Source organism: Streptomyces sp. HUAS 15-9 (genome assembly GCF_025642155.1).
Taxonomy (GTDB): Bacteria; Actinomycetota; Actinomycetes; order Streptomycetales; family Streptomycetaceae; genus Streptomyces.
This window is the reverse complement of the sequence record NZ_CP106798.1, coordinates 4,611,654-4,629,711: the sequence shown is the minus strand read 5'-3', so window position 1 is coordinate 4,629,711 and position 18,058 is coordinate 4,611,654. Positions and strand designations below refer to the sequence as shown.

The window sequence follows — 18,058 nt, the reverse complement described above, 5'->3', positions numbered from 1 at the left end:
GTGTGTCAAGGGTGGCCCGGAGGGCCATCGGCGTCAGCCGACGCGGGAGTGGAGCGGAGCGGAACGGGAGCGCCCTTGACTCGCCTCGCGGAGGCACGACACTGGCCGAGAAGCGGGCGGCCCCACGGCCACTGGACAGCTCCGTTCAGTTCAGCCGCCCCAGCCGCCGACCCCGGCTCTCCGCGACACGGAGGGCGTCGTCGAGGGCGTGGGTCAAGCACTCGGCGAGGAAGCGGAGTTCGCCGGGCGGAGTGTCCGGCAGGATTTCACGGGCGTGGGCCAGGAGTTGGCCGCCCATACCGAGCTGGACGGACTCCGTGGCGTCTGCCAGCCGAGAGAGCGGCCCGTCACGGTCGTCGGTGATCAGATAGCAGGGCTTGCCCTCGGAGCCGGTCCAGGGCAGCAGGCGCGGCGGCTCGCTCACGCGGCCTCCAGCCCCTGGATCCAGTACGGACCAGGCATGTCCTGCCCCAACACGGCCGAGGCCAACTCCCGGCGCCGCTGCCGCTGTTCATGAGCGGTCACGTACGGTCGTACGGCCCTGGTGTCGGTGGCGTCGAGCGGCGTGTCGAGACCGTAGGGGCTGCGGTGCCGCGGGAGGGGCATGGGCGGAATCGGCACGGGGCGGCGAGGGGCGCAGCGTACGGTACTCGTGCCCGTCCCGGCGGGAAGAGCAGGAGGCTCACCCGTGCGACAAGGCGGCGGATAGGGCCGGTCACGTCATCAGCTCCAGTCGGGTTCAGCTGGTGGCCACGCTCCGGGACGGCTGCAACCGTCGCCGGGGCTTCGGTTCGTTCGCGGTCTACCGCGGTCGCGCGGTGTACCGCAGAGTTTTAGCGTCAACTGCATGACCCCCGAGCTTGACCGCACCCGCCCTGTCTGGCGCCAAGTAGCCGAGGCCATCACCGCCCGGATCACCAGCGGCGAGTACCCCATGGGCGCCCGAGTGCCATCCGTCGTCGAACTCTCTACCGAGTTCGGCATCGCGACCTCGACCGCGCAGAAGGCGTTGGCCCACCTCAAGTCCGAGGGACTCGTCCGAGCTGAGGTCGGCCTCGGCTCCTTCGTAGCCAAGCGCCCCGCCGAAGAGACCGAACCGCCCGCATAAGGCCGTCCGGCGACGGGGCGCCCGCGCGGCTCGGTGTTACGCCCCCTTCGGTCCCGCCTGCTGCACCACGTCGAAGGACCACAGGGTGGAACCGGACGCGGCCGGCCGGGGCTGCTCGCCCTCCCTACCACCCTGGTGCGCGGCCTTCATCGGCCCCTCCATCCACGCCTGGAACGACGCCTCGTCACGCCACCGCGTGTACACGAGATAGGTGTCCGTCCCCTCGACGGGACGCAGCAGCTCGAACCACTCGAACCCGTCGGAGTTCTCCACGGCGTGGGCCCGCGAGGCGAACCGCTTCTCCAGGGTCTCCCGCTGCTCGGCGGGAACGGTCAGCACGTTGATCTTCACTACGCTCATGGCCCCATCCTGCCCGTCCGTCCGGCCGGCCGCCCTCACCCGGTCCCTTTCAGCGCGGCCGGGCCGACGGATCGTGACCGGGACGGTCGGCGGCGTGCTCGGGGAGACGGAGCGGGCGCCCGGCCGAGGACAGGGTGTCGGGGTCGGCCGGATGGCCCGACGGGCGCGCCGGATCGGGAGCGCGGATGGGTACGACGGGTGGCCGCGCCGGTTCGGGGGACCGGGTGGGCGGGACGGGCCTGCCGGAGGAGCGGACGGCCCTGGCGTGTTCCTCCCAGCCCGTGCGGTACCACTGCAGGTTGGTGCGCTGGACCTCGTCGTCCGTGAGAATGCGTACGGCCTCGGGGCCCGCCTCCCTGACCTTCTCGCCGAGTTCGATCAGCAGGCCGCCCAGCAGATGGGCGAGCCGTTCCGCGTCGTCACCGCCCTGGCCGCCACCGTAGCTCCCCATGTGCGCACTCCTTCACGCCCCGCCGGCTCTTTCCCTAGGGCTGGGAACCCTCCGGCAGGAACTGCCGGGTCACCTTCACGAACAGGCCGCGCAGTTCCTCGGGAACGCCCAACCTCCGCGCCGCTTCCTCGGGGCTGATCCGCCGGTCCGCTGCCATGCTCCCGCCCGGGTCGGGGTCGAGCGGAAGATCCGCCTCGGACAGCCGCCCGGACCGGATGAGCATGTCCCGCAGGGTCACGCCCAGCACCACGGCCAGACGGCGCATGGTCTCGAGGTCCGGCATGCTCTTCCGGTGCAGCAGCCGGGTCACCGCGGCCCGGTGCACCCCCGCGTCGTCGGCCAGCCTCGACTTGCCGCCGCCGCGCGGGCCGTCGATGACGTATCCGCGGTTACGCATGAGGTCCTCGACCCAGGCCGCGAACTCCTCCAGCGCGTCGGCGCGTTCCGCGCGTTCAGCACGTTGGCCGGTTCCCATCGTGCTGCTCTCCCCTCGTCGCGGGAGCAGAGAGTACCGATCGCACGCGCAGCTCGGCTGTGCGCACACGAACGTGACCGGACCGCTTGCATGCGCACCTCGCCTTCGACACACCTTTTTAGATATCGAACTAACGTTCGCATACGGATTCATCGAACACACCGTCATTTCTCGCCACTCACACCCCTCTTCACCCCCGCCCCACCATCCAAGCCGCTTGCGACCGCGCTCGCACGGTGCCACGCTGACGATCGTTCGCACATGTCGAACACATATTCCCATCCGATGGGAGGCGACACCCGTGACCAGCGAACTCGACTGGCGCAGAGCAGCAGCCTGCGCCAACCTTCCACAGCGCTACGTGTTCACCCGCGACAGGGCGGACGCACGACGGACGTTGCGCGCATGCAACCAATGCCCCATCCGGCGGGAGTGCGAAGCCGTCGTCGACCCCTCGCACACCTGGTTCGACGGCGTCAGCGGCGGACGGCTGTGGCGCAACGGGCGCGAGGTGGCCGTATGAGCCAGGCGGACTCCGCCGCCGAAGGGCCCGCGCTCTGGATCGGCTCCCTGCTGCGCCGGTACCCGGAACTCGTCGCCGAACTGGCGCCCGCGGCCCACGGGGGGCTGCGGGAACGGCGCGGCGGCGGGCCCGTAGGCGGCACCACAGTCCCCGTACGGCTGCATGTCTCCGACGTCCTGCGCGATCTCACCGACGGAGTGGTCGAACTGGAGGAGGCCGTACGCGAACGGCTCGGCCTGCGCCCTCTGCGCCCCGCGCCCGTGCCCGTGCGGCTGCGCCGGATCGCGGGACTGCTGGAGCGGATCGCCGCCGATCCCGTCCTCGCGGCACATGTCGAGGACGAGACACGGCGCATGGCCGCGCGCTGCGTACGCGTCCTCGGCGACCCGGAGCAGATGGTGCGCCTGCCCGGCCGCTGCCCGGGCTGCGGCTCCGTCTCGCTGCGGGCGTTCCCGGAGCGGGCACAGGTGCGGTGCGTGAACCCCGCCTGCGTGCGGGTGCTCCAGGACCGGGACGTCGACGAGGAGGTCACACCGTGAACGGCGCCCTCATCACCGCCGAACTCGCCGCCGAGGAGGCCGGCGTCACCCCGGCGACCATCCGCAAGTGGGTACAGCGCGGCCATCTGCGGCCCGCCGGAACACAGGGCAGGCGGCAGCTCTACCGCCTGGAGGACGTGTTCGCCGCCGAACGGACCACGCACCGCCTGCGCGGCCACCGCTGATCCGCTCGTCCGCCATCGGGCCCCGTCGCTCACCGCGACGGGGCCCTTCGGCACGCTCAGTGGTCAACCAACCCTGTCACAAGGTCAGTTGCGGGAGCAGCGCCCTCCCGTCACACTCGAAGCAGCGGCAGAGCTGCGCCCGTGTCCCGGGCGGCGGACCTGCCGCTTTCTGCTGCCCGGACACGAAGGGAGCGTCCATGTGGCGACCCTGAATTTCCCCGACGTGGAGCGGCTGGTCGTCGACTTCCTGAAGAACCGGACCGAAATGGCCGGGACCACGGTCGACAACAGGCCGCCCGCCGGATTCGACGGCACCCAGCAGGTCGTCCTCGTCTCCCGCGCCGGTGGCGCCTGGATCGACGACCTCAACCTCGACAGGCCGCTGGTCGACCTCGAGGCGTACGGGCCGGACAAGACCGCCGCCCTCGCCACGGCCAACGCGGCCCGAGCCTGCGCGCTGGAGCTCCAGGGCACCCGCTACGGCACCGCGCTGGTCACCGACGTCGACGAGGCGGACGGACCCCGCTGGCTGCCGGACTACAACCGACCGGCCGGCAACCGCTACCTGGCCACGCTCCGGCTCTCCATCCGCCCCGCGTAGGCGACTTCACCACTCTCACCGAGGAGCACAGATGGCAGGCTTCAAGAACACCGAGATCCGCATCGCCGGCGCCGGCAACGTCTGGTGGGCCCCGGCCGGCAACTCCGCGAAGGACACCACCGCGCTGGCCTCCCCGTGGGTCAATCTGGGCTTCACCTCGTCGGACGGCGTGAAGTTCAACAAGAAGGACAAGAACGACCCGGTCGACACCTGGCAGTCCATGGCCCCGGCACGCTTCATGCTCTCGGACCGGGACCTGACCCTGAAGTTCCAGCTGCTCCAGATCAACAAGGACACGTTCCCGTTCTACCTGGGGCTCCCGTCCACCTCGATCGCCTCCTCCGGCTCCCAGGCGGAAACCACCGCGCAGAAGATCGACATCACCGGCGCCCCGGGCGGCCAGGACCAGCGGGCCCTCGCCATCGACTTCGCGGACAACAACGGCACCAAGGACCTGCGCTACCGGCTGGTGATCCCGTACGGCGCCGTCTCCGATGTGGAGGAGCTGTCCCTGTCCCGCACCGGCGCGGTCAAGCTGGGCGTCACCTTCACCGCGCTGTCGGGCGACGACCCGACCAAGCCGCTGGCCACCTGGCTGGTGAACGACCCGGCGGCGCTGGCCTGATCCCCTTACGTCCTCATGGTGCCCGGCGTGCGCGCGCACGCCGGGCACCCTCCGACCCACCGACAAGGAGCCCGAGATGACAGCCTTCGACGTCAACGCCGCCCGAGCCCAGCGTCTGGAGACGCTCGGCCGCGACTGGTCCTTCGAACTGGACGGCGACAACTTCAAGCTCCCGACCGAACTCACCTGCACGACCGCGCGCGAGCTGCGTGACCTCGACGACAACGACGTCGACGGGCTGCTTCGGCTCCTCCTCGGCGAGGACCAGTTCGCCCGCTTCGAGCGCCACGACGTCACCATGCAGGACGTCGCCGCGATCCTGGAGGCCTACGGCAAGGAGACGGGGCTGGGCCTGGGGGAAGGCTGAGCCTCGGCGAGCTCGTCGAAGAGCACGCCGAGGCCCTGGAGGCAGACCTGCTCCGCCACTACGGCGTCGACCTACTGGACTGGCACCGCGGCCGGCTCTCCTCGCGCCGGCTGGCGGTGCTGGTCCGGCATCTGCCGCGGGACAGCGCGCTGCTGAGGGAGCTGCACGGCGAGGCCGCCGACTGGACGACGACAGACCATCTGCTCGCCGCCGTCGTCGACCAACTTGCAGAATCCAACTGGATGTTCGCGACAGTCCACCGCGACGAGGACAGCGAGCCGCTGGATCCGCCGCAGTCCCTGCGGCGACCGGGCATGGACACCCGCCCCGACCAGGATCCCGAGCGTCCCTCTCTCGCCGAACTGGCCGAGCTCTTTACGTGAGGTCGTGAGCGGACGAGGACCGGTGTTCAGAGATTCAGGGCGACCACGATCAGGATCACGGCTGGAATCATGCCGTAGACCAGCAGGCCGGCCTCTCTCCAGTCAAGGGGATACAACCTTGCCCTGGCAGGTTTCCGCGGATCGTAGATCACTTGAACTGCGTCCCATTCCGTCAAGGGGACCTTCTTGCCTTCGCGAATCATGGTCGAGGCGCCGATCACCTGGATTTCGCCCCTGTGATCCATGAATGTGAGCAGGTAGCTGAAATGACCTCCGACCCAGCTCTCGCTGCGCCGCATCACCTCAGCCAACTTCCCTCGCCGCTTCAGCATCCAAAGCGCCCACGGCCAGTAAAGGCCGAACGCAAGGCATCCTGCTGCCATGGCGAGCAGGATTAACTGAACAATCAGGGTGTCCATGCCGTGAGCCTATCGCCGCACAACACATCGCGAGAAGCATGGAGGCATAGTGACAGAGTCGGCAATCTGGGACAAAATACATCAGCTTGAAGCGGAAATAGGTACCTTGCAGCCGAAGCCGCCCGAGAAGGGTTGGCTGCCCAAATGGCTCGACGGGCACCTGAAGAAATGGGTGGCCGCGAACAACCAGCTCATCTACGAGAGCACACAAGCCTTCAAGACCGATCCAAGCCTTCTCAACATCTCCCCCGAGATGATAACGGTGACCGCACACGGGGTCAGTTTTCTCGGTGTCGAGATCTACAAATTCCCGCTGATCAGAGGGATCGACAACTCTCGCCTCAGCGCAGAATTCCGCGAACAGCGTCAGCGGAACCTCGCCACTCAGCGCCAACTGACCGAGCGCCTGCAGCGCCTCGAACGGGAACTGACCGAGGCCACCGGTAGCGCATCCACCGCAGAAACCCGCGCCAATCAGGCCCAAGGAAGGAGCGGTATCCCCATCAGCCGGCGCCGCATGCAAGAGGTCCGCCAACTCGACCGCGAAGCAGCTCAACTCCGTGTTTCCGCATCCCATCTGAGTACGGAAATCGGCCATGTCCGCAACGAAATGGCGCGGCTCGAAACACTCACCCGCACTTCCTCCAGCAGCCTCGGGAGGCTTACCTGATGGCCGGTATCGTCACCCAATCCGTCGCTGCTTTCCGACGGCTGAGCAGCACCCTAGCGCAGGCTTCCACCGCCCTGGCCAAGGGAAAGGGAAGCACCGACAAGCTCAAGACCTCCCTGGACCACCTCAAGTCCTCCTCCACCCACACCCACACCGCACTGCGTGACATCAAGCGCCAGTCCGACGCCGTGGAGAAGTCAGTCGGGAACGCGGGCAAGAAGGCGGGCCAGAGCGGGGCCTCGATGAAGGGCTTCGGTACGGGCCTGAAGGGCGCCACCCTCGCCCAGAAGGGGCTCAACACCGCCATGAAGGCGAACGCCCTCGGGCTGGTGATGGCCCTGCTCGCCCCGCTCATCTCCCAGTTCATCAACATGGACAAGGTCTCCGCCGCCCTCGCCAAGGGGGTGAAGTGGGCGTGGAACGCCATCTACGGGGCCGTGAAGAACCACGCGGGGCCCATCAAGTCGGTGATGAAGGGCATCGTCAACTCCTTCACTGCCCTGCCCCGCTCCTACATCAGCGGTCTCAACGCCATGATCGGCGCCCTGAACCGCATCCATGTCAAGATCCCGAGCTGGGTGCCCCACTTCGGCGGCCGGGAGTTCGGCGTCAACATCCCGCTGCTGCCCAACATCCCCACCCTCGCCAAGGGCGGCGTCGTGCCCGCCCGTCGCGGCGGCACCCTGGCGCTGCTGGCCGAGGCAGGCGAGCCCGAGGCAGTCATCCCGCTGTCGAAGCTGGAGCGGGTGCTGGCCTCGGGCGGCGGGATGCACCGGCTCGCCGCCGCCGTGGAGAAGCTCGCCGAACGGCCGGTTCAGATCCAGGTGGACTCGCAAGTCATCGCCCGTGCCGTCCTCGTCGGACAGCGCCAACTCGCCCGGAGGTGAGACGACATGGCCAGGAATCTGTGGATCGGCAAGCCCGGTCTGCTGCTGGAGATCGACCAGGCCGCCAAGGCCTGGGACCGCACCGCCGAGCTGAACGTCACCGAGTTCAAGTCCCTGGAAGGCGGCATCACCACCGTGGCCCCGGCACGCGGCGCGCGCCGGCTCAAGCTCTCCTGGGACGCCCTCCCGCCGGCGGACGCCCAGCATCTGGTCCGCCTGGCGCGCCGGATCAACGGGCCGGGAACGCTGGGCAGTTCACGGACCGCGTACGGCCCGGTGGCCGTCCTCGACCCGGCCTCGGTGAACCTGCTCGACCCCTACCAGGCCGCCGCGCAGAGCAGCCAGGACAGCGGCGCGGACCACTGGTTCACCGTGCAGGGCACGGTCGTCATCAGCCCGTTCATCGGGGACACGGTGGTCGGTGACTGCCAGGACGCGGCAACCCGCATCGGCTGGCGGCACGTCACGTGGACCGGCTGGCCCGTGATGCCCGGCATGCAGGTGTCGTGGCTGCTGCCGCCCGACTGGAGCCCGGCGACCGCCATCGCCCAGCTGGACTGGAAGGCCGTCGACGGCTCCTACCTCGGCTCCACGTCCGCGAACGGCACGACCGTCACCGGGACCGCTCCGGCCGGTGCCGCCTTCGTCACCCCGCTCGGCGCACCCGGCGCCACCGGCACCATCGGCCTCGCCGGGGCCTGCCTGACCGTCGGCGAGGACCCGGTCGCCTTCGCGCTCGGCGACGGCTGCCCGGCGATGAGCGTCACGGCGTACACCGACGTGCCCGCCTCCCCGCTGCCGTACCGGAGCGTCGGCGTCGAACTGGTGGAGGTGCGCGGTGCTCAGCTCTGACCCGGCACTGGCCGGCTCACTCGCCGCCCCCGACCGCACCCCGGCGCACGCCACCCGGTGCGGCGGCCGGGAGATCGGCGGCCAGGTGCAGTCCTGGAAGGTCGAGCGCGCCTACAGCACCGACCTGCCCGAGGCTCTGCGCGCCTTCTCCGGCAGCGCCTCCGCCCAGCTGGAAGTGCAGCTCGGCGGTGCGAGCGGGGTGCCCGCGCCCCGGTTGTACTCGGCGTGGGCCGGGCGCATCACGGGCGACGCCGTACGCCCCGGCCAGTCCGTCGTGCACCGCACGGGCCTGCTCGGCGCGGTCCTGCCCGCCTTCCGCGGCACCGTGCGCTCCCGCACGGCGGCCTCCGGCACCGACACCGTCACCGTCCAGGCGCTGGACGGCGCCGAGCGGCTGCGCGGACCGGCCCTGCTACCACGGCCCTACCACGGTCTGATGTATGCCCGGCCGGTGGCGAGCACCATCTGGTGCGTGGACGAACTGCTGCGCCAGGGCGGCATCCACACCTGCCCGCCGCCCCGCGCGCCCGCGGCCGCCGCGGACGTCACGGCGCCGTCCACCGCGTTGTACGCCTCGCTGCACGGCGGCTTCAACGCCACCCACGGCCAGCCGGAGACACTGCCCGACCCGGCGTCGTACACCTGGATCCGCGACGGCGCACCGTACGAGATGGCTCTGATGCCGGCCGCCGCGGGACTGGCGGTGTCGTGGATGCCCCGCTCCCGCTTCGTCGTGGGCGGCACGGTGTTCCAGGCCGAGCTGTACGTCAACACGGCCCGTGCCGTGGGCAGCGCCCTGGAGCTGAAGCTCGTCTTCGACCGCAGCGCGGGCGCCTACGGCAACTACGCACTGAACGTCGACTTCGCCGCCGGCACCGTGAAGATCACCTCCGGCACGGTGGACGGGAGCGGTCAGGTCTACACCTGGACCGTGCCGAAGCTGGCCTCCCTCAAGGGCACCTGGCACCTGGGCTGCACGGTGGACACCCGGGCCGGGACGACGTCCACCGCCACACCGGCGACCGTGATCCCACGGCTGACCGCCCCCGACGGGGAGTACGTCGTGCCCGGCGCGCCCGTCACCTTCAGCGCCGCGTCGTCCACCCAGCCGCCCTCGGAGCTGTTCCGGATCGACCTGAAGACGGACGTGGCCGTCGAGTGCCTCCAGATCACCGACCGGGTGTGGCCCGACCTCGCCTCCTACACCGCCGACGAGTGGGAGCAGCGGGGCCGCTGGACCAGGGGTGCCGAACTGGACGACGTCACGGTCCCGCTGTTCGACGTACCGCGGGTCTCGGGTTCCCAGTGGGACGTGATCACCGAGATCGCGCGGGCGACCCTGTCCACGGCCGAGTTCGACGAACAGGGTGTCTTCCGCTGGCGCGGACCCGGCCGGTTCCAGAAGGTGCCGGCCCAGCCGGACGTGACCGTCACGACGCGGCGTGACATCGCCGCGCTCACCGTCGCGGAGGAGATCGACGCCTGCCGCAACCACTGCGAGCAGGCATACCGGGACTACAACGGCGTCCGCTCCACCTATGCCGGGACGACCGCCGACACCGTCGTACGGGAGATCAGGCCCGGCGCGGTGGTCGAGGTGGCGTACGCCATGGCCGAGGACGAGCTGGACATCGGCCCGCTGCAGATCGAGGACGACGCGGCCGTGACGACCGGGCACAAGGTCCGGTTCGGCAGCGCGGCCACCGGCGGCTCCTCGGTCAAGGGCGGTGTGACGGTCAGCTCGCGGCGCGACGGGCCGAACTACATCGTCCGGTTCGTCAACCACGGTACGGCCAGCGTGTGGACGGTCACCAAGGACGGCAAGCCGTCCGTGCAGATCGTGCCGCAGAAGCGGACCGCGGACCCGGCGCAGCGCACGTTCGCCTGGTACAACACCACCAGCCAGGCGTACTACGGCAAGCAGGTCTACCAGGCTCCCGCGACCGACTGGGTGCAGCAGCGACAATCGGCCTCCGACCTCTCCCACGCCATGCTCGACGCGGGCCGCTACCCCGTCCCCCTGCTCGGCGACGTGGAGGTCCTGCACGACCCGCGCATCCAGCTCGGCGACGTCGTCCGGGTGGTGGACACCACCGGCGCCGCGCTGGACACCTTCGCCTGGGTCGTCGGCATCCGCACCACCTGCCAGGCGGGCTCGGTGCCCCAGCAGACGCTGACCCTGCGCGGCACCTCGTACAACGGCGTCCCCCTGGACTCCGGTCTCACGCCCGACCCGCCGGTGGATCCGCAGTACGGCAGCCGGCGCAGCTACGCCCTGGTCGCCGCGCAGTTCCCGACCCTGGACGACCTCACCCAGAGCAGGCTCACCTACCGCGAGCTGCTCCAGCCGCCGGGGGGTGCGGTATGAGCGCCATGAGCGCACAGGGCCTCGCGGCCGACGACGAGGGCACGGCCGTACCGCTGCCGGACGTCCCCGCCCAGGACGGCGACACCGCCGTACCCGTGCCGGTCGACAGCGCGGCCTCGCGCGCCGGCGACGACGGCAGCCCCTCCGACACCCTCCCACCGGCACTCGGCGGCTGACGGCGACACCCGGTCGGGCCGCGCGCGAGTACGCCCCGCGGCCACCGTGGGTGCGCAAGGCCAACCCGGCAAGAAACCCGCCCGCGACCCCCGCCTTCGCGCCCCGGGGGGCGGCATCCACCCGCACCTGCACGCCCGCCCGTCGCCCCCAGTGCGCTCGTCTTCCGTACGAGCGCGGATCGCACGCGCCGGCGCCCACCCGCGTCGGCCCGCCCTACACCGAATCAGCGACGCCCCGACGCGCCCCCCACGTCCCAAGGAGGTAGCCGCCATGGCACTGCTCACTCCGCTCGGCAGCCTGCCCTACCCACAGCCCGCCGACGCGGCGAACGTCCCGCAGCACATCCAGTCCCTCGCCGAGGCTGTCGACGGCCGCACCGTGCTGCGGTTCGCCGACGCCGCCACCCGAGATGCCAAGGTGACGTCCCCAGTGGCCGGCATGCTGGTCTGGCTCGCCACACCCAAGCAGTTCTGGTACCACACTGGCGGCGCCTGGGCCCAGCTGGCCCCCGGCCCGGTACACAAGGCCAACACCGCGACCGGGACGACCACATCCACCTCGTACGCCGAGACGCTGACCGGCTCCACCGGCGACCCGACCTCGGTCACCTTCACCGCACCGGCCTCCGGATCCGTACTGGTCACGGTGGGTGCCCGGATCAACAGCAGTGCGGCGACGGCCTGTTATGTCTCCGCGAATGTCCGTCTCGGTACGTCCGTCACACTCGCGGCCACGGACAGCCGGGCTGCGGTCTGCTACGGCACCGACCTGTGCTCGGCGACCACCCAGTTCCAGGTCACCGGCCTGACGGTGAACAGTGCGTACACCGCCACCTTGGCCTACAAGTCGGCCGCCACGACCAGCACGGCGACGTTCACCAACCGTTTCGTGACCGTCACCCCCGTGAGTTGAGGACACCATGGCCACTCCACTGACCCCGGACGCCCTCGTGCGTGCCCTGCGCGCCAAGGGCGTCGTCGTCCGCGAGCACGGCAACTGGCGGACGCACAACCGCAATCACAAAGGGCCCTGGGGCCCGGTCCACGGCGTGATGCTCCATCACACCGCCGGGTCGGACAGTCTCCGTCTGTGTCTCGAGGGCACTCCCACGCTGCCCGGCCCGCTGTGCGCCGGGCTGGTCGCCAAGGACGGCACCGTGCACCTGGTGGGCTGGGGCCGTACCAACCACGCCGGTTCCGGCTCCGCCGCGGTCCTGGCCGCCGTGGTCGCCGAGAGGACACCGCCGCCCGCCCCGGGCCCCGACGCCGTCGACGGCAACGCGCACTTCTACGGCTTCGAGATCGAGAACCTCGGCACCGGCCACGACCCGTATCCCCCGGCCCAGCTCGACGCGGTGGAGCGGCTGTCGGCCGCTCTGTGCCGCGCCCATGGCTGGTCCGCGGCAAGCGTGATCGGGCACCGGGAGTGGACGCGACGCAAGATCGACCCGTCCTTCCCGATGCCGGGCATGCGTTCCAGGATCGACGCCCGCCTCGGACCGCGCCCGACGCCCGATGCGACGCCGTACGAGCCCTTCCCCGGCGCCGCCTACTTCGCCTTCGGGCGCCGCGGCCCGCTCATCACGGCGATCGGCCGGCGCCTGGTGGCCGAGGGCTGCGGCCGCTACTCCGTCGGCCCCGGCCCGGTATGGGGCAAGGCGGACATGCGCTCGTACGCCGTCTGGCAGCGAAAGCTGGGGTACGCGGGTCCCGCCGCCGACGGCGTCCCTGGCCGCGCGAGCTGGGACCTGCTGCACGTACCGCGCACGGGTTGAGGAGGCCGCCCGATGAGTGATGTCATGCGCCGCACCCTGCGGGTGGCAGTCGAGACCCTCGTCACGCTCGCCCCTCTGCTCGCAGGCGGGCCGGCCGCCGGGACACCCCCTCACCGCGCAAGGGCAAGAAGGAGTCTCCATGACCACCCGAGAGGCCGAAGGAGTCGCCCTGGAACTCGAGCGCCTCCGCCGGTCCGTCGATGTCGGCTTCGCCACCACCCGGGGCGATCTGGCCCTGCTCCTGCAGCGCGCCGACCAGACCGACAAGACCCTCGGCGACCACGAGGAACGACTCGACGCCCTCGAACGCACCCGCTGGCCCCTGCCATCCCTCGCGGCGGTGACCTCGTGCACGGCACTTGCGGTGACGCTGTGGGATGCGGCCGGCAGGTGAGGTGATCCGGACACCCCCGTGTCCCCGGGAGGCGCGGGGGTGTCGTGTCGTCTCGGACGCGTGCATCATGGCCCAGGCGTTGACGAGGATGTGGACGGGATGGGCGGTGCGTGTGCGTAGGGGCGGCAGAGCCGGGACGGTGACCGTGGTGGTCGGCGGGCTGGGGCTGCTGCTGGCCGCCTGTGGGCCCACGGCGGACATGGGGACCGCCGAGCACACCCCGGTGACCGTCGCGGACGCCCCGGCCAAGATCCCCGTACCGCACGGCAGGGGCAGCAAGGTGCCGGACGACTTCAACGGCGACGGCCATCCCGACCTGGTCCTCGACGACTTGGTCAAGGAGCAGAGCCACGCCGACGACGCGGGCATCGGCATCGTGTACGGCAGCGCCCACGGACTCACGCCCGGCGCACGGCAGTTGCTCGCCCCGAAGACGCACGCCGCCCCGACCAAGGGCCAACTCCCCGCCGTCTTCGACGCGGAGGCGAGCTGCGACCTGGACGGCGACGGCTTCACCGATCTGATCGTGTCCACCGATCCGCCGTACGACGGGCAGGGCCAACCCCCGGTGCCGCTGCAGATTCTGTACGGGTCCCCGAACGGACTGACCGGCAGGGCCGTGAAGTTGGCCATTCCCGCCCGTGCCCGCTTCGGCAACGACTGGCCCGACCAACCGGTGTGCGGCGACTTCGACGGGGACCACGGGTCCGACCTGGTGCTGCACGCGTCGGGCGGCCGACTGTCGTATCTGCGCGGCCCGTTCAGCCGCCAGGGCGCTCCGCACGCGGCAGCCGCGCCGCTTCCGTCACCGGGCGAGGTCCCGGTCGGCCCTTCCGCCGACGTCGATCGGGACGGCTACGACGACCTGGTCGTCCGTACGGCGGAGGGCACCGCCAAGTCGGCCCTGCTCCTGGGCGGTCCGGACGGACCGGCGCGCACCGGTGCCGTCCTCCCCGGCGGCGTCGATGTCGTCCTCGGCCGCTTCGGCCGGGGCAAGGCACTGGACGCGGCGGTGGGCGGCACGGCGGAAACGTCCCTGCGCTACGACCTCCCGGCGGCCACCCGCGCCACCCTCGCCACGCCCGGCTCGATGCTGGACGCGGCCGACCTCGACGGCGACGGCCGGGACGAACTGGTCTCCAGCGGCTCGCGGTTGCGTATCCTCCGCGGCCGTACGAAGGGACTCTCACCGGAGGACACGGTCACCGTCGCCCCACCCGCCCGGGGGACCACCCGCGTCCTCGCGACCAGTGACTTCGACGGAGACGGACGAGCCGACCTGGTGGTGCGGACGTACCGGGGGGAGACCAAGGACACGGTGGCCGTGTACCGGGGGACGGAGAAGGGACTCGTGGCGGCGAAGCCCACGGTGACCTTCTCGACGTCGGAGTTCCTGGTGCCGTAACGCGGGTCCCGCAGGCATACAGCCGCCGCGGGGAGCACGTAAGGGAAGCCCTCGGCACCCCCTAGGGGATGTCACAGCTCGGCAGCAAAGCCGGGCCCGGACAGCTGAGCCCGGCACGTCACTCTTCAGGACCAGGTACGTTCGAAGACGTGGCTGGATTCAGGATCGGACGCGGCGGCCGGGACAACCGTGCCCCGCAAGGACAACAGGGACCGCAGGGACCGTCGTACGGCGGACGGGCGCCGCAGGGACCGGGGCAGGGTTACCCGTCGGCACCGCAGCCCCACCCGCGACAGCGGCCGCAGTACGGCGACGGTGCCCAGTGGCCGCAGGCGAACGGCGGCTACCCGGGCGGCCGGCCCGGCGACGGGCCGGAGTACTTCGGCGACGACTACGACGGCTACCCGGGCCAGGGCGGCGCCCCGGACCCGTACGCGGCCAACAACCCGGGCCACACCCAGGCGTTCTCGGTCGACGACCCGTACAACCAGGGAGGGACCTACCGGGCGGGCTCGGCCGCACCGGCGGGCCCGATCGGGCCGCGCCTGCACTGGAAGGAGCTGCTGCGGGGGATCGTGTTCGCCCCCAACCAGACCTTCCTGCAGATGCGGGACTACACGATGTGGGGCCCGGCCCTCGTCGTGACGTTCCTCTACGGCCTCCTCGCGGTGTTCGGCTTCGACGGCGCCCGCAAGGACGCGATCAGCGCCACCCTCTCCAACGCGGTGCCCATCGTCCTGACGACGGCGGTCGCGATGGGGCTGAGCGCGTTCATCCTTGGCGTGGTCACCCACACCCTGGCCCGCCAGCTGGGCGGCGACGGGGCGTGGCAGCCCACGGTGGGCCTGTCCATGCTGATCACCTCCATCACGGACGCCCCCCGCCTGGTCGTCGCGATGTTCATGGGCGGCGACGCGGGCTTCGTGCAGCTGCTGGGCTGGGCGACCTGGGTCGCGGCCGCCGCGCTCCTGACCCTGATGGTCAGCCGCTCCCACGACCTGCCCTGGCCGAAGGCACTGGGCGCGTCGGCGATCCAGCTGATCGCGTTGCTGTCGATCGTGAAGCTGGGCACGTTCTAGCGGACCGCAGACACAGGAAAGGGCCCCTGGAGTCCGCCTCCGCGGCAGGGGCCCTTTTCCGTGCTCACCTTGGTCAGGCGTCCAGCACCTGCCCGGCCCGCTGGACGACGGGCGGCTGGACGCTCCAGGCTGAGTGAACCGTGAGCGCCAACAAGAGATCGTCCTGCACTCCCTGTCGGCGGTGCTCATCCATCCGGCGGGCAGGGGCGGGCGGAAGTTCGATCCGGACCTGATCGAACCCATCTGGCGTGAGTGACTCGGCTCGAGCGACGTGAAGAGGCCCCGGAAGCGCGCGTGCATCGCGGCGTCATGGAATTGAGGTGTCGAGCATGGTCCCGTCAACCAGGCGATGCGTCGCGTCCTTCGTGGGATGTCGGCGGTGCGAGCTCGACGTCGGACGGCGTCTTCCACGGCCGTCGGGGCTTGATCAGCTCGGTCTTGAACAGGCCGATCGTGCTCTCCATGAGTGCGTTGTCGTAGGCGTCGCCGACCGATCCGATCGAGGCGGCGCCACCGGCCGCAACCAGGTGCTCGGCGAGCCGGAAACAGCGATCGGCCGGCCGAAGCAGAGGACCGGGCCGTCCCCGGCCACTGGGCGCAGCATGGCGTACGGACCGGCCTTGCCCTGGTACTCCCCGACCTTGCGCTTGACCGGGTCGTAGACCAGCGCCCCGCGCTCCAGAGCCGTCGCGTCCGCCTCCGCATGCCGTGCCATGTCCTCAGTCCCTCGTGTCGACGAGCTGTGAATGGCAATCGTCACGCAGGGTTGTGGAGGTGCTACAGGGACATAACGGCCCACTTCTGCGGGCTCAGCTTGCGATCCCAAGGAATTGAACGAGCTTGCGCAGCCCGGGCGGGCGTGTCGGCAGCGCCCATAGATCACTCACTGTCGCCACGGCCAGCGTGTCGTGCCGCATCCGCGCAGGGGCGATCTCACGCAGCCGCGTAAGCGCCTTCACCGCACCCTCGGCGTTGCCCAGATCCGCGTGCGCACGGGCCACGTCGAGCAGGAGCCATGTACGCCAGGACGGAGGAATGTCACCGCTGAGGCGCATGCCCTTGGCCAGTTGCAGAGCCTCTTCCGGGCGCCCGTGCTGTACGGCAAGACGGACGCGTTCGATGCGCACGGACGACCGGCTGAACACGGAGACCATCCGCCCGTTGGCCGGAGCCGGAAGCAGGGCCAGCCGCTTTGTTACCCCCTCGGCCGTCGACATCATCTCGTTCGCCGTGTCGTAGTCGCCTGATCGTGCCGCGCTCGTCGCCGCCGACATGAGCAACCCACCCCACACGCGCACGCCTTCGGCCGTGTCGGCCTGATCACGCTCAACCTGGTCAGCCGCGTACACGGCAAGGTGCTCCGCGTCGTCCGGTGCTCAGCCATGCGTCGAGAGTACGGCGGTCGCCGGAGGCCGAAACAGGAAAGGCCGACCGACCACCACATGAGGTGATCACCACCTCTCAACGACCAGACGCCCACGTCGTGAGCCCCGTAACCGGCTCAGCACCTACTCAGCCCGGGGACCATGATCAGCGGTGATCAAGGCCAAGCAACCACAAGATCAGCTTTCTTCATATACGGCCTCCCCGGCACATTCGCCAAGGCTGTCAGCCGTAGGCTAGGCAGCCAGGCCCATGTACTCGACGTTGACCAGGTGCAGGTTCTTGCAGTCGAGGGCGTAGGCGAGCCCGCCGGCGACGAAGACTCCGCCGCGCGCGATGGAGAGCACCATGTCGGGCTCGTAGCCGTCGTCGGCGATGGTCTGGGCGAGCACGCGGATGGCCGTACCGAACCGCTCGTAGGTCAGGTTCTCGCGCACGTCGCTCACGGCACTCACACCTGCGTCCGGTGGAAGTTGAGGAAGGAGCGCGAGGCGGTGGGCCCGCGCTGTCCCTGGTAGCGGGAGCCGTACCGCTCGCTGCCGTAGGGGTGCTCGGCCGGCGAGGTGAGCCGGAACATGCACAGCTGGCCGATCTTCATACCGGGCCACAGCTTGATCGGCAAGGTGGCGAGATTGGACAGCTCCAGGGTGACGTGCCCGGAGAACCCGGGGTCGATGAACCCGGCGGTCGAGTGGGTGACGAGCCCGAGGCGCCCGAGGGAGGACTTGCCCTCCAGCCGCGAGGCGAGGTCGTCGGGAAGCGTGATGACCTCGTACGTCGAGGCCAGCACGAACTCCCCGGGGTGCAGGATGAACGGCTCGTCGCCCTCCGGCTCCACGAGCCGTGTGAGGTCGGCCTGCTCTACCGAGGGGTCGATGTGCGGGTACCGGTGGTTCTCGAACACCCGGAAGTAACGGTCCAGCCGCACGTCGATGCTCGACGGCTGCACCATGGTTTCGTCGTAGGGATCGATCCGTACCCGCCCGGCGTCGATCTCGGCCCGGATGTCCTTGTCTGAGAGAAGCACGCCCCG

At 70.4% G+C, this 18,058-nt stretch carries 25 protein-coding genes and 4 pseudogenes; 19 read left to right on the top strand and 10 right to left on the bottom strand.

The window, feature by feature from the left end:
- Positions 1 to 145: 145 nt before the first annotated feature.
- Complete coding sequence (locus N8I87_RS21435; protein WP_263210838.1) at positions 146 to 424, bottom strand: hypothetical protein; 279 nt, start codon at positions 422 to 424, stop codon at positions 146 to 148.
- On the bottom strand, positions 421 to 606 hold the full coding sequence (locus tag N8I87_RS44060; RefSeq protein WP_317633485.1) for a hypothetical protein: 186 nt from the start codon (positions 604 to 606) through the stop codon (positions 421 to 423). The genes N8I87_RS21435 and N8I87_RS44060 overlap by 4 nt, the downstream gene beginning before the upstream one ends.
- A gap of 241 nt (positions 607 to 847) precedes the next feature.
- On the opposite strand from N8I87_RS44060, the gene N8I87_RS21425 reads away from it, so the two are divergent.
- Positions 848 to 1,108, top strand: coding sequence for a GntR family transcriptional regulator (locus N8I87_RS21425; RefSeq protein WP_263210837.1), 261 nt, complete (start codon positions 848 to 850; stop codon positions 1,106 to 1,108).
- 36 nt (positions 1,109 to 1,144) lie between these two features.
- On the opposite strand, the gene N8I87_RS21420 is transcribed toward N8I87_RS21425, so the two are convergent.
- Genes N8I87_RS21420 through N8I87_RS21410 form a run of 3 tightly spaced genes read right to left on the bottom strand, consistent with a single transcriptional unit; the run spans position 1,145 to position 2,394 of the window.
- Positions 1,145 to 1,468, bottom strand: a complete 324-nt coding sequence (locus N8I87_RS21420; RefSeq protein WP_263210836.1) for an antibiotic biosynthesis monooxygenase family protein — start codon at positions 1,466 to 1,468, stop codon at positions 1,145 to 1,147.
- A 49-nt stretch (positions 1,469 to 1,517) separates the two neighbouring features.
- Entirely contained in the window at positions 1,518 to 1,919 is a 402-nt protein-coding gene (locus tag N8I87_RS21415; RefSeq protein ID WP_263210835.1) for a hypothetical protein, read from the bottom strand.
- A 34-nt stretch (positions 1,920 to 1,953) separates the two neighbouring features.
- Positions 1,954 to 2,394: a helix-turn-helix domain-containing protein gene (locus N8I87_RS21410; RefSeq protein WP_263210834.1), complete on the bottom strand. Its 441-nt coding sequence runs from the start codon at positions 2,392 to 2,394 to the stop codon at positions 1,954 to 1,956.
- 301 nt (positions 2,395 to 2,695) lie between these two features.
- On the opposite strand from N8I87_RS21410, the gene N8I87_RS21405 reads away from it, so the two are divergent.
- The 7 genes from N8I87_RS21405 to N8I87_RS21375 all read left to right on the top strand — a co-directional run bounded on the left by N8I87_RS21405 (position 2,696) and on the right by N8I87_RS21375 (position 5,617).
- A complete protein-coding gene (locus N8I87_RS21405; protein WP_263210832.1) occupies positions 2,696 to 2,917 on the top strand; it encodes a WhiB family transcriptional regulator in 222 nt (73 codons plus the stop codon).
- Positions 2,914 to 3,456: a TFIIB-type zinc ribbon-containing protein gene (locus tag N8I87_RS21400; RefSeq protein ID WP_263210831.1), complete on the top strand. Its 543-nt coding sequence runs from the start codon at positions 2,914 to 2,916 to the stop codon at positions 3,454 to 3,456. The genes N8I87_RS21405 and N8I87_RS21400 overlap by 4 nt, the downstream gene beginning before the upstream one ends.
- Positions 3,453 to 3,641 carry a helix-turn-helix domain-containing protein gene (locus tag N8I87_RS21395; protein ID WP_263210830.1) on the top strand — a complete coding sequence of 63 codons (189 nt, stop codon included), beginning with the start codon at positions 3,453 to 3,455 and terminating at the stop codon, positions 3,639 to 3,641. Before N8I87_RS21400 ends, N8I87_RS21395 begins: the two co-directional genes overlap by 4 nt.
- A gap of 265 nt (positions 3,642 to 3,906) precedes the next feature.
- On the top strand, positions 3,907 to 4,242 hold the full coding sequence (locus N8I87_RS21390; protein WP_317633563.1) for a hypothetical protein: 336 nt from the start codon (positions 3,907 to 3,909) through the stop codon (positions 4,240 to 4,242).
- 31 nt (positions 4,243 to 4,273) lie between these two features.
- Positions 4,274 to 4,867, top strand: a complete 594-nt coding sequence (locus tag N8I87_RS21385; RefSeq protein WP_263210826.1) for a phage tail tube protein — start codon at positions 4,274 to 4,276, stop codon at positions 4,865 to 4,867.
- A gap of 76 nt (positions 4,868 to 4,943) precedes the next feature.
- Positions 4,944 to 5,234 (top strand): hypothetical protein, encoded by a 291-nt coding sequence (locus tag N8I87_RS21380; protein ID WP_263210824.1) that lies wholly within the window; start codon positions 4,944 to 4,946, stop codon positions 5,232 to 5,234.
- A 116-nt stretch (positions 5,235 to 5,350) separates the two neighbouring features.
- Positions 5,351 to 5,617: a hypothetical protein gene (locus tag N8I87_RS21375; protein WP_411577264.1), complete on the top strand. Its 267-nt coding sequence runs from the start codon at positions 5,351 to 5,353 to the stop codon at positions 5,615 to 5,617.
- A 26-nt stretch (positions 5,618 to 5,643) separates the two neighbouring features.
- Here N8I87_RS21375 and N8I87_RS21370 read toward each other — a convergent pair whose 3' ends face one another.
- Positions 5,644 to 6,036 carry a DUF3592 domain-containing protein gene (locus N8I87_RS21370; protein ID WP_263210823.1) on the bottom strand — a complete coding sequence of 131 codons (393 nt, stop codon included), beginning with the start codon at positions 6,034 to 6,036 and terminating at the stop codon, positions 5,644 to 5,646.
- Between the two features lie 49 nt (positions 6,037 to 6,085).
- Between N8I87_RS21370 and N8I87_RS21365 the strand changes: the two genes are divergently transcribed.
- The 10 genes from N8I87_RS21365 to N8I87_RS21320 all read left to right on the top strand — a co-directional run bounded on the left by N8I87_RS21365 (position 6,086) and on the right by N8I87_RS21320 (position 15,642).
- Positions 6,086 to 6,706, top strand: coding sequence for a hypothetical protein (locus tag N8I87_RS21365; protein ID WP_263210821.1), 621 nt, complete (start codon positions 6,086 to 6,088; stop codon positions 6,704 to 6,706).
- Positions 6,706 to 7,593, top strand: coding sequence for a hypothetical protein (locus N8I87_RS21360; RefSeq protein WP_263210820.1), 888 nt, complete (start codon positions 6,706 to 6,708; stop codon positions 7,591 to 7,593). The genes N8I87_RS21365 and N8I87_RS21360 overlap by 1 nt, the downstream gene beginning before the upstream one ends.
- 6 nt (positions 7,594 to 7,599) lie before the next feature.
- A complete protein-coding gene (locus tag N8I87_RS21355) occupies positions 7,600 to 8,445 on the top strand; it encodes a hypothetical protein (protein ID WP_263210818.1) in 846 nt (281 codons plus the stop codon).
- Entirely contained in the window at positions 8,432 to 10,813 is a 2,382-nt protein-coding gene (locus N8I87_RS21350; RefSeq protein ID WP_263210817.1) for a hypothetical protein, read from the top strand. The genes N8I87_RS21355 and N8I87_RS21350 overlap by 14 nt, the downstream gene beginning before the upstream one ends.
- Positions 10,810 to 10,989, top strand: coding sequence for a hypothetical protein (locus N8I87_RS21345; protein WP_263210816.1), 180 nt, complete (start codon positions 10,810 to 10,812; stop codon positions 10,987 to 10,989). Before N8I87_RS21350 ends, N8I87_RS21345 begins: the two co-directional genes overlap by 4 nt.
- A 271-nt stretch (positions 10,990 to 11,260) precedes the next feature.
- Positions 11,261 to 11,902 (top strand): hypothetical protein, encoded by a 642-nt coding sequence (locus N8I87_RS21340; RefSeq protein WP_263210815.1) that lies wholly within the window; start codon positions 11,261 to 11,263, stop codon positions 11,900 to 11,902.
- 7 nt (positions 11,903 to 11,909) lie between these two features.
- Complete coding sequence (locus tag N8I87_RS21335) at positions 11,910 to 12,764, top strand: peptidoglycan-binding protein (RefSeq protein WP_263210813.1); 855 nt, start codon at positions 11,910 to 11,912, stop codon at positions 12,762 to 12,764.
- A gap of 139 nt (positions 12,765 to 12,903) precedes the next feature.
- Positions 12,904 to 13,158 carry a hypothetical protein gene (locus tag N8I87_RS21330; protein WP_263210812.1) on the top strand — a complete coding sequence of 85 codons (255 nt, stop codon included), beginning with the start codon at positions 12,904 to 12,906 and terminating at the stop codon, positions 13,156 to 13,158.
- 106 nt (positions 13,159 to 13,264) lie between these two features.
- Positions 13,265 to 14,563, top strand: a complete 1,299-nt coding sequence (locus N8I87_RS21325; RefSeq protein WP_411577263.1) for an FG-GAP repeat domain-containing protein — start codon at positions 13,265 to 13,267, stop codon at positions 14,561 to 14,563.
- A gap of 68 nt (positions 14,564 to 14,631) precedes the next feature.
- Positions 14,632 to 15,642: a Yip1 family protein gene (locus tag N8I87_RS21320; RefSeq protein WP_263210810.1), complete on the top strand. Its 1,011-nt coding sequence runs from the start codon at positions 14,632 to 14,634 to the stop codon at positions 15,640 to 15,642.
- A gap of 386 nt (positions 15,643 to 16,028) precedes the next feature.
- Here the strand turns inward: N8I87_RS21320 and N8I87_RS44410 are convergent.
- A pseudogene (locus N8I87_RS44410) lies at positions 16,029 to 16,175 on the bottom strand (IS3 family transposase); the annotation flags it as partial.
- Here N8I87_RS44410 and N8I87_RS44745 point away from each other — a divergent pair.
- Positions 16,118 to 16,237 (top strand): annotated as a pseudogene (locus N8I87_RS44745) (IS30 family transposase); the annotation flags it as partial. The pseudogenes N8I87_RS44410 and N8I87_RS44745 sit on opposite strands and share 58 nt — an antisense overlap.
- A gap of 214 nt (positions 16,238 to 16,451) precedes the next feature.
- Here N8I87_RS44745 and N8I87_RS21305 read toward each other — a convergent pair.
- The 3 genes and pseudogenes from N8I87_RS21305 to dcd form a co-directional block, all read right to left on the bottom strand.
- Positions 16,452 to 17,012: pseudogene (locus tag N8I87_RS21305) on the bottom strand (transcriptional regulator); the annotation flags it as partial.
- Between the two features lie 267 nt (positions 17,013 to 17,279).
- Positions 17,280 to 17,471, bottom strand: a pseudogene (locus N8I87_RS21300) (phosphoribosyltransferase); the annotation flags it as partial.
- A 5-nt stretch (positions 17,472 to 17,476) separates the two neighbouring features.
- Positions 17,477 to 18,052 carry a dCTP deaminase gene (gene dcd / locus N8I87_RS21295; RefSeq protein WP_189295289.1) on the bottom strand — a complete coding sequence of 192 codons (576 nt, stop codon included), beginning with the start codon at positions 18,050 to 18,052 and terminating at the stop codon, positions 17,477 to 17,479.
- Positions 18,053 to 18,058: the final 6 nt, after the last annotated feature.